The sequence below is a fragment of the Novosphingobium aerophilum genome (assembly GCF_014230305.1).
Lineage (GTDB): Bacteria > Pseudomonadota > Alphaproteobacteria > Sphingomonadales > Sphingomonadaceae > Novosphingobium > Novosphingobium aerophilum.
In genome coordinates this window covers 1-9,393 of sequence record NZ_JACLAU010000067.1, presented here as the reverse complement: position 1 = coordinate 9,393, position 9,393 = coordinate 1, and the positions used below count along the sequence as shown (strand labels likewise).

Annotated in this window: 7 protein-coding genes; 5 read left to right on the top strand and 2 right to left on the bottom strand. The window is 62.8% G+C overall.

From position 1 onward, the window contains the following. Positions 1-221: 221 nt before the first annotated feature. Entirely contained in the window at positions 222-1,886 is a 1,665-nt protein-coding gene (locus tag H7F49_RS18460; RefSeq protein WP_185685037.1) for an FG-GAP-like repeat-containing protein, read from the top strand. 332 nt (positions 1,887-2,218) lie between these two features. Here the strand turns inward: H7F49_RS18460 and H7F49_RS18455 are convergent, their stop codons facing one another. Then, positions 2,219-2,494 (bottom strand): FAD assembly factor SdhE, encoded by a 276-nt coding sequence (locus H7F49_RS18455; protein WP_185685036.1) that lies wholly within the window; start codon positions 2,492-2,494, stop codon positions 2,219-2,221. A gap of 86 nt (positions 2,495-2,580) precedes the next feature. On the opposite strand from H7F49_RS18455, the gene recG reads away from it, so the two are divergent. The 4 genes from recG (at position 2,581) to H7F49_RS18435 (ending at position 7,271) form a co-directional block, all read left to right on the top strand. Next, the gene (recG, locus tag H7F49_RS18450; RefSeq protein ID WP_185685035.1) at positions 2,581-4,641 is read left to right on the top strand and encodes an ATP-dependent DNA helicase RecG; all 2,061 of its coding nucleotides are present in this window, start codon (positions 2,581-2,583) and stop codon (positions 4,639-4,641) included. Positions 4,642-4,848: 207 nt separating this feature from the next. Continuing rightward, the gene (locus H7F49_RS18445) at positions 4,849-5,088 is read left to right on the top strand and encodes an XrtV sorting system accessory protein (RefSeq protein WP_185685034.1); all 240 of its coding nucleotides are present in this window, start codon (positions 4,849-4,851) and stop codon (positions 5,086-5,088) included. A 95-nt stretch (positions 5,089-5,183) separates the two neighbouring features. Next, positions 5,184-6,527: an ATP-binding protein gene (locus H7F49_RS18440; RefSeq protein ID WP_185685033.1), complete on the top strand. Its 1,344-nt coding sequence runs from the start codon at positions 5,184-5,186 to the stop codon at positions 6,525-6,527. A 219-nt stretch (positions 6,528-6,746) separates the two neighbouring features. Further along, positions 6,747-7,271: an FxDxF family PEP-CTERM protein gene (locus tag H7F49_RS18435; RefSeq protein WP_185685032.1), complete on the top strand. Its 525-nt coding sequence runs from the start codon at positions 6,747-6,749 to the stop codon at positions 7,269-7,271. Positions 7,272-7,487: 216 nt separating this feature from the next. Here H7F49_RS18435 and H7F49_RS18430 read toward each other — a convergent pair whose 3' ends face one another. Next, complete coding sequence (locus tag H7F49_RS18430) at positions 7,488-8,726, bottom strand: glycosyltransferase family 4 protein (RefSeq protein ID WP_185685031.1); 1,239 nt, start codon at positions 8,724-8,726, stop codon at positions 7,488-7,490. Positions 8,727-9,393 lie beyond the last annotated feature (667 nt).

Genomic DNA, 9,393 nt, shown 5'->3' with positions numbered 1-9,393 from the left:
CGCTTCGAGACCCGCGTATGCTGCGCGCGGGTGGCTGGGGTCCACATGCCTGTCTCCGAGAAGTCTGCAAACTCCCGGAATCACATGTGTCTCAGCCGCTCAACCCCTTTCGAAACGGCCTCTTAGGCCTTGACCACCCTCATGACTCCAAGATTTTTCCAGGAGTTACATCACCCTTTTCATTGGGAAGTTTTGGACTGAACCAAGGCTTGTTTACCGTCATGAGCTACAATGACGGGTATTCCCAGAAAGGGCTCTCGCCATCCTTGGCTTACGGTTGGATGTCGACCCCAGGTGCATTTGATATTGCCGCTGTGCAAGCCGTCTATGGGGTGAACACCAGTACTCGAGCGAGTGATGACGTTTATCTTGTCCCTGCCAGTAATCAGCCCGGCACTGCCTATGCATGTATCTGGGATGCGGGTGGGAATGACACCATCTCCGCCGAAAATGTCGTCGTCAACTGCAAGATTGATTTGCGCGCGGCGACGCTCTTGCAGGCCGAAGGCGGGGGTGGCTGGCTGTCGAGTGCCGAGGGTGTCTTCGGAGGCTTCACCATCGCGAATGGCGCGGTCATCGAAAATGCGATCGGCGGCGCCGGGAACGATACCCTTACCGGCAATGACGCCGATAACCGCTTGTCCGGGGGCAGCGGGAATGACGAGCTTAACGGCGGCGCGGGCAACGATCGCCTGATTGGTGGCGATGGCCTGGACACCGCCGTTTACACGGTGAAGCGGTCCCAGGTGACCATGGCGTGGAATGCGGACGGGACGCTGACCATCAAGGCGGGGGTCGATGGCACAGATGTCCTCGAAGCTTTAGAGCGTCTGCGGTTCAGCGACGGGGTTTATCAGGCAACCCAGTTCCGCGCTTCGAGTGGCGTGCTGGTCAACAACTTCGCGGTCGGCGCGGGTGGCTGGTCCAGCCAGGATCTTTATCCCCGGCATATCGCCGACGTGAATGGCGACGGCTTCAGCGACATTGTGGGATTTGGCCAGGCAGGCGTGCTGGTGTCCTTCGGGTCCGCCACCGGCACGTTTTCCACCGTGACAGCGGTCATCTCCAACTTCGGCCAGGCATCGGGCTGGTCAAGCGACAACCGCTTCCATCGTGCGCTGGCCGACATCAACGGCGATGGCCGGGCTGACATTGTGGGCTTTGGCGTGGCAGGCACGCTCATCTCTCTGGCCAGGAAGGATGGCAGCTTCGACAAGCCGCTGATGGGACTGGAGAACTTTGGGGTTAACCAGGGATGGTCCACCCAAGAAGGCTTCGCGCGCGCTGTGGGCGACGTCAACGGTGACGGCAAGGCCGACGTCATTGGCTTTGGCCAGGCCGGAACACTGGTCGCGCTCGGCAATGGCGATGGCAGCTTTCAGACGATCAAGCTGGGGATCGCCAATTTCGGGGTGGCCCAGGGCTGGGTCAGCAATGGTGCATTCCATCGCACCATCGCGGATGTCAACGGCGACGGCAGGGCTGATCTGATCGGCTTTGGCCAGGATGGCGTGCTGGTGGCGCTTTCGAATGCCGACGGTACGTTCGCGCAGGCCCAGCTTGTGCTCAGCAACTTCGGCAAGAACCAGGGATGGGCCAGCCAGGATGCGTTTGCTCGCGACGCAGCCGACATAAATGGTGACGGTTATGCGGATATCGTTGGTTTTGGCGTCGCCGGGACCTACGTGGCCTACGGCCAGGGCAACGGCACATTCTCCGCGGCTCGCCTCGATCTCGATAACTTCGGAGCGAACCAGGGTTGGATTAGTGACTCGACGTACCATCGCGTGATCGCCGACATCAACAATGATGGCTTTGACGATATCGTTGGGTTCGGTCTGTCGGGAGTTTTGGTTGGTTACAACCAAAGCGACCTGCTGATCTGAGCCGATCTATCAGCCTGAGGGATTGGCGCGGGAGACCGCAATGACCAGCGGCAGCGCGGTGGCACCGGTTCCGGGAGCTTGATCACGCCGATGGAACTCGGCGATGGATCGGCACACGAACTGGACAAGGTCTTGATCGGGACCGCAGTCGGGCCGCCTTGCTGGCCGAGCCAGCGGATCGGGGAGGGCATGCACCCCGGCGAGGGACCGCGCGGAGTGGAAGCCTTCGCCATGACCAGCATCGCCAAATGTCGGCGCCGGGGCTCCTCGGACAGCCGGCTGCGCCGTTTCTCAAACTGCCCGTGGCTTCCAGGCGTGCAACAGGCCGAGACCTACCGGGGAATGTCGACGTAATCGAGCACCTGCATCCGCGCCATGAGTGGTCCGGCAAACCGGTCAGGCACGGTGATCGTTCCCAGCGCCCAGCCCATGATCTCGACGTCCTCTTCCTCGATAAGGGCTTCGAACCAGGCGAGTTCCGCTTCTCCCCACTCGGCATGGAAGCGGTCGAAGAAGCAGCCGATCATGTAGTCCGCCTCGCGCGTGCCGCGATGCCAGGCGCGGAACTGGAGGCGCTTCAGGCGGGGATCGTCGCTGTGGTCGTCCATGCCCGGCGCGCTACCGGATGGCGGCGCCAAGATCAACGCGACACGTTGGAATATGGCCAATCGGCCCGGACGCGGTATGAGGCGCCATGCGTCCGGAACGGCTCAATCCCCTGTTTGCCGAAACCGATGGCCTGAAGGGCGTCGGCCCGGGGGTGCGCCGTCCGCTCGACCGGCTCGGGCTGACCCGGGTCAGGGACATTCTCTATCACCTGCCCGATCGTTTCGTGCATCGGCGGGTGGTGACCAACCTGGACGATGCCGGAGTGGGCGAACAGGTGATCGTCGCCCTGACCCCGCGCGACTACCGTTCGGGCGGCAGCCCGCGCGCGCCGTTCCGGGTCCTGGCCGAGGATGCGATGGGCAATGTCTGCGCGCTGACCTATTTCGGCCGCAATGCGGGCTGGGCCAGGAAGCAGTTGCCGCTGGGCGAGACCCGGTGGATCGCCGGGCGGCTCGACCAGTTCGGCCAGACGCTGCAGATCGTCCATCCCGATCATGTCGCAGATCAGGGCGCCGCGGCGCTGGGGACGGTGTGCGAGCCGGTCTATGGCGTGGCCGAGGGGCTGACCCAGGCCCGCATGGCCGCGCTCGCCGGGCAGGCGCTGGCCCTGGTGCCTGACCTGCCCGAATGGATCGAGCCCGGTCTGCTGGCGCGCAAGGGCTGGCCCACCTGGAGGGAAGCGCTGCACTCCACCCACCGCAGCGAGGACAAGGCCGCGCGCGACCGGCTGGCCTATGACGAGCTGCTGGCCAACAGCCTGGCGCTGATGCTGGTGCGCGACAGCAACCGCACGCGGGTCGGCACCCCGCTGCAGGGCGACGGGCGGTTGCGCGGCAAGCTGGTCCTGCCCTTCGGACTGACCGGGGCCCAGCGCCGTTCGATCGCCGAGATCGAAGGCGACATGGCCCAGACCGCCCCCATGTTGCGGCTGCTGCAGGGCGATGTCGGCGCAGGTAAGACCGTGGTCGCGCTGGAAGCCATGCTCATCGCGGTCGAGGCCGGGGCCCAGGCGGCACTGCTTGCCCCGACCGAGATCCTCGCCCGGCAGCACTATGCCACGCTCAGCCGCATGGCCTCGGGCACCGGGGTCAACATCGCCCTGCTGACCGGCCGCGACAAGGGTCGGGCGCGCGAGGCGATCCTGATGGGGCTGCTGGATGGCTCGATCGATATCTGCGTCGGCACCCACGCGATTTTCCAGGACAGCGTCGCCTATCGCCATCTGGCGCTGGTGGTGATCGACGAACAGCACCGCTTCGGCGTGGGGCAACGGCTGATGCTGACCCAGAAGGGCAAGCGCACGCCCCATTGCCTGGCGATGACCGCCACCCCGATCCCGCGCACGCTGACCCTGGCGCAGTACGGCGAGATGGACGTCAGCCGGCTCGACGAGATGCCGCCCGGCCGCCAGCCGATCGACACTCGGGTCGTCGCGGCCGAGCGGATCGGGGACGTGGTCGGCGCGCTGGAGCGGCATTTCGCCAGCGGTCAGCAGGCCTACTGGGTCTGTCCGATGGTCCGCGAGAACGAGAGCGAGGACCTCGCCGCAGCCGAGGCGCGGTTCGCCGCCTTGCAGGATCGCTTCAAGGACGATGTGGTGCTGGTCCACGGGCAGCTCAGGCCCGAGCAGAAGGACGCAGCGATGGAGCGCTTTGCCGGCGGCGGGGCGAAGCTGCTGGTGGCGACCACTGTGATCGAGGTCGGGGTCGATGTGCCCAATGCCACGCTGATGGTGATCGAACAGGCCGAGCGCTTCGGCCTCGCCCAGCTCCACCAGTTGCGCGGACGGGTCGGGCGGGGCTCGGAAAAGTCCACCTGTCTGCTGCTGCGCGGCGAGGCCCTGTCCGAAACCGCGCGCGAACGGCTGGCGCTGATGCGCGAGACCCAGGACGGCTTCCGTCTGGCCGAGGAGGACCTGCGGCTGCGCGGTGGGGGCGAGCTGCTCGGCACCCGCCAGTCGGGCGAGGCGGCCTTCACCATCGCCACGCTGGAGCAGATCACCGAACTGCTGCCGATCGCCCACGACGACGCCCGCCTGCTGATCGAACGCGACGGCGGCCTGACCGCGCCGCGCGGCGAGGCGGCGCGCCTGCTGCTGTACCTCTTCGAGCGCGACTATGGGGTGCAGTTGCTGCGCGGCGGGTAGCGGGCGGTATCGGGTCCCCTAAGCCTGGCGTCTGGCTAGCGTGCTCGAGCGCCGGCGTTGGCGCCGGCTTACAAAGCGCGAGAAGTCTGCTCCATGCAGGGACTTCTTTGTGAATTGGCATTGCCCTTTGTGCGATAACTGGCATTGCATCTCTTCGCGATTGCAGCAACCTCCCGTTGGAAGGCGGGTTACCGACCTGGAAAAGCTATGGAGACGTTTTACGACTACGTGACAGTCGCCTTGTTCGCGGCATTTGCGGTCTTGCTGCTGCAGCGTTCCGTCATGCAGCCGCCGCCCGACAGTCTGTGGGCCTACCTGCCGCCCGCGGTGGCCTGCGCTGCCGCAAACCAGGCAGGCAATGCGGGTCATGATGCTTTGGCTGTGTGCCTTATTCTCGCAACGGTGGTTTATGCGTTTAAGGTCCTTCAGGTCAGGGTTCGGTGGTAACGTCGCGGTAGCATGGAAGTGACATGGCTTTGTTGAGCCATGAGGTTGGAATCTCTAGACGATTCGGAAGGTAGTGAATGTCTTGGTTTTCGAGAATGTTCGGCAAGTCGACGCCATCCGAGCCGGACGACAGCCCGGTTGACATGCTGGAAGCCCTTGATGCGAAGGGGCCCGCCACGGTCAAGGGCGATGACCTGCCGCACTTCCAGGGCGATGCGTCCGACCTCGTCAGGCCCGGCGAGCCGGGCAAGTTCGCCCGGATCAGGACCCGGCTGCGGACAGCCTGCACCCCGTCGCGGCCGATCAAGAATCCGGCCATGCTGGCAGGTCGCCGGGACATTCTGCGGACCTTGGTCCGGTCGATTGAAGACCAGCAGTTTCACGTCGTGGTCTATGGTGAACGTGGCATAGGCAAGACCTCGCTCATGCACATTCTGGCGCAGATCGCGACCGAGGCCCACTATCTGGTGCGCTATGCGTCCTGCAGTGAAGATGCCAGCACGAGCGAGTTCTTTCGCGCCATTTTTGCCGACATTCCTTTGCTCTATCACAAGGACTATCTGCCAACCTCCGAGCAGGTCGAAGAGGGCTTCTCTTTTGCCGACCTGCTGCCGGAATCGACACTGAGCGTTCCCGTCATCAGCGACGCCTTTTCGAAGCTTAACGGCACGCGATTGCTGATTATCCTCGACGAGTTCGACCGGGCCAATCAGCATGAATTCCGGAGGGGCATTGCCGAACTGGTCAAGAATCTGTCGGACCGCTCGATCGGGGTGCAGCTCGTGATTGCGGGTGTGGCATCCAACCTGACCCAGTTAATCGAATACATCCCGTCAATTCGTCGGAACATCCGAGGGCTGGAAGTGCCCAACATGAGCGACGAGGAAGTCGCGGACATGATCCAGCGCGTTGAGGGAGCCAGCGGGCTCACCTACCATCAGGAGGCCTTGCAACTGATCTGCGAGGCAGCATTCGGGTTGCCTTATCTTGCCAGTCTGCTGGGGCAGCATGCCGGCCTGACCGCGCTGGACCGCGCAGCGTCAGAAGTCGAGTGGGAGGATGTGTGCAAAGCCATTGATATCGCAGCAGCCGAGATGCGGTACCGGATTTCGGCCAAAGCGATCTACCAGATGCACAAGGTTCGTTCTGTCGGAGATCGGGATTCGGTGTTGGCTGCAGCTTGCGCGGCCCTGCGGCACGGTGGCCGGCTGGTGCCGGAACACCTGGGCGGTCCGGTGGAGGGGGCCGAGAAGCTCATCCGGTTCCGCCAGTCCTACGGCTTGATCGAGCCTGTCGAGGGCGACCCAGTTGGTGCTTACGTTTTTGAGGAAGAGGGATTTCCTGTCCTGCTATGGCTGCAATTCTGCCAGATGATGCTCGCCGGCAGGAGCGAAAAAAGCATCAGTTTGCGGCGGATGATCCCGATTCGGCTCGATTGATTCGCGTCGGGGATAGTGGCGTCACTTGTTTTGCTGCAGGCGCTAACACCCGGTTGCCGTGTCCCAAGTTTGGACATTCCTTGCCGTTCGGGCGGATAGGGCTCCGTCAAATGCCGTATTTGATCCAACTTCACGCTGATTCTTTTTGCGGCACAGCATCATTTTGGTTAATGAAAGGGGAAGGGCGTCGTCGCCCGCACCAAGGATTAGGGATCGCCCATGCGTGCTCGCTCACTTGCTCTGACGTCGGCGTTTGCCGTCGCCGCGATGATGCTCCCGGCAGCGGCTCACGCGGCAACCACCATCACGTTCAATGGGGTATCGGGAACTTACGCGAACACCAGCCCGGGTCCGAACACCAAGTTCAAGGACGTGTTCATCTTCTCTACGCCCAGCGCGGGATATCTCTCCATTGACTGGCGGACGCTCTACGGTGCCATCCTCACCAACATCAAGGCCTCTGTCAGGCTGAATGGCGTCCTCCTGACCGGGGCTGATACGGTGACGCCGGCAGGTCTTCTGAAGACACGCTCCCTCAACAACGTGTTGGTCTCTGCTGGTACGCAGACCGTCACCGTTGCCGGTTCGGCCATGGCGCGGTCGAGCTATTCGGGCACGATTTCGTTTGCCGCTGTGCCTGAGCCGGCAGCTTGGGCGCTGATGACCATCGGGTTTGGTGCCGTGGCTTTCGGGCTTCGTCGCAAGTCTCGCCCTGCGGTCCGCGCCAGTTTGTCTTTCGCTTAAGTCGTTTGACTTTTTGAGCAACGGGAAGGGGCGGCGCGGAAGCGTCGCCCTTTTTCGTTGTTGCGCTGTCATATGGCGTGGCAAGGCGCCGACGATGCCTGGCGCACTTGCATGATTCGGCAGGCACGTTGTCGAGATGGTTGGCAATCCATTCTGCTGGCTGGCGAGGCAAGAATCGCGGCTGTGAAGGCGCGCGGCTCACCTGAGCTCAAGGCTCTATCTGCCACCTGCCCCGTGCGAAATCTGACGGTACAGGTCGAGAAAGAAGTCCACCATCGCCGGCATGGCGTGCTGCGTGCGAGCCGCGTCGAGGGCGCTTCGGCCCATGGTCTGCCGTTTCTGTGGTGAGGTGGCGAGGGCGATCATGGCATCGGCCAAGCCTGCTTCGAATGTCGCGACGTCATCCACGGGAATTCGATAGCCGTAGGCGTCGGAGATATGATTGGCTGGGCCACCATAGCGCGCGCCGATTATGGGCAGCCCCCAACTGAGTGCTTCGAAGATGACGGCACCGCTCGGCTCGCGAACGCTAGGAAACAAGAACACGTCGGCATCGCGATAGAATGCATCTACATCGCTGCGTTTGACATGCCCATGGAACCGGACGAACCCGTCAAGGCCAAGCCGCGTGGTCTGCTCCTGCAGTGCCTGCCTGTGCGGACCATCGCCGAGGACATCCAGGCGCCAGTCAGGCAGGCGGTGCTGGGCTTCCGCCAGGGCGGACAGGGCAAACTGGACCCCTTTGCTGTAGATCAGTCGAGAGACTACCAGAAAACGGACCGGTCCAGGACGACTGGCACGGGCTGCGACAATGTCCTCTACGTGCTCGGTTTGAAGCGGAGCAACAATCTCTGAATGGGTGACGAACCGCTTCAGCTTCATGCCGGCGCTGGCCAGAAGCATTTCCACGTAGCCAGCCACACCGACCAGGTACGCTGCTTCCTGATAACTCCCCCGCAACAATGGGTCGAAGCGAAACCGTAGTCCGTCAAAATCGCGAAGCCGATAGTACCAAGGGTCTGTCCGGCCCGTGACGGAGAACCCGGGCGGGAAGGGGAGGCTGCCACCAAGCGGCCCCATGACATAAGGGATGCCCGTGCCTTGCAGCGGAGTCGGATAACGCATCCCCAATGGTCCGAAGTGGTGCCCGCAGGCAATGCTGGCGGGAGCCACCTGGTGGCGTATCACGTCGCGAGCGAAACCGTAGAATTTCAGGTAGTTCGGCTTAACGAGGGCGTTCAGTCGGCGACTCAGAAAAGCCAGTTTCCAGGCTTCGAACTCAAACACCTGGGAGTGCGGAAAGGCCTCGGCCAGGCGGTAGCTGCGGTTGACCGGGGTCTGGGCGACGAGGATGGTGTCAACCTTGGCGGAAATGCCCTGGAACAGATCGTAGCACCATCGGGGCTCGCCCACCGCCTCGCGGTCCACAAAGGGGCTGCTGATCAGGACTTTCATGTCGCGCTCCCCTTAATGCTCATGGCAGGTCGTCCGTGCCGCCAATGGCTGCGTTCATCCCGATAGCCGGTTCGATCATTTTGTGCATGTCGGTTTTGGTTTTTCTTAAGCCACTTCGTGCACGAATTGCGCGGGTCTGGAGCGATCCGGATCGGCTTGCCATGACTTCTCCGGTTGCTTTACCCAGCCAGTGCGTGTCGCTCGCTTGGCGATGAGTGAAAGTAGGGTCGGTCCTATGAAGAGCTGCAGGGGGTGGCGTCGCAAGGTGCTGCAACGGGTCTATTGCGACTATCGGTTGGGTCGGCTCTTTGAAGCGCTGGTCGCTCGGTGGGAAGGCGGTCCTTACCAGTCCGGTACCTGGCGCGAGCTTCTTTCACAGTGCTACGGTGTTCGGATCGGAGCCTACAGTTACGGCCCCATCCTTGATCGAACCTTCCTCACCAGGGGGGCAGCGTTGGAAACTGGTGCTCGATCGGCCGAGGCCTGATCGTGCGCCGGCGCAATCATCCGCTCGATCGGGTGACCCAGCACCCCTTATTCTGCGGATTCCGACGATGCCGCCCACCTATTCCGATCTGATCGCGCCCACCATTCCGATTTGATGCCGCCCAGGTGAGAGCCAGATCGCGGAGCGTATTTCACTGGGATTTCGTTGGTGGTCAAGCGG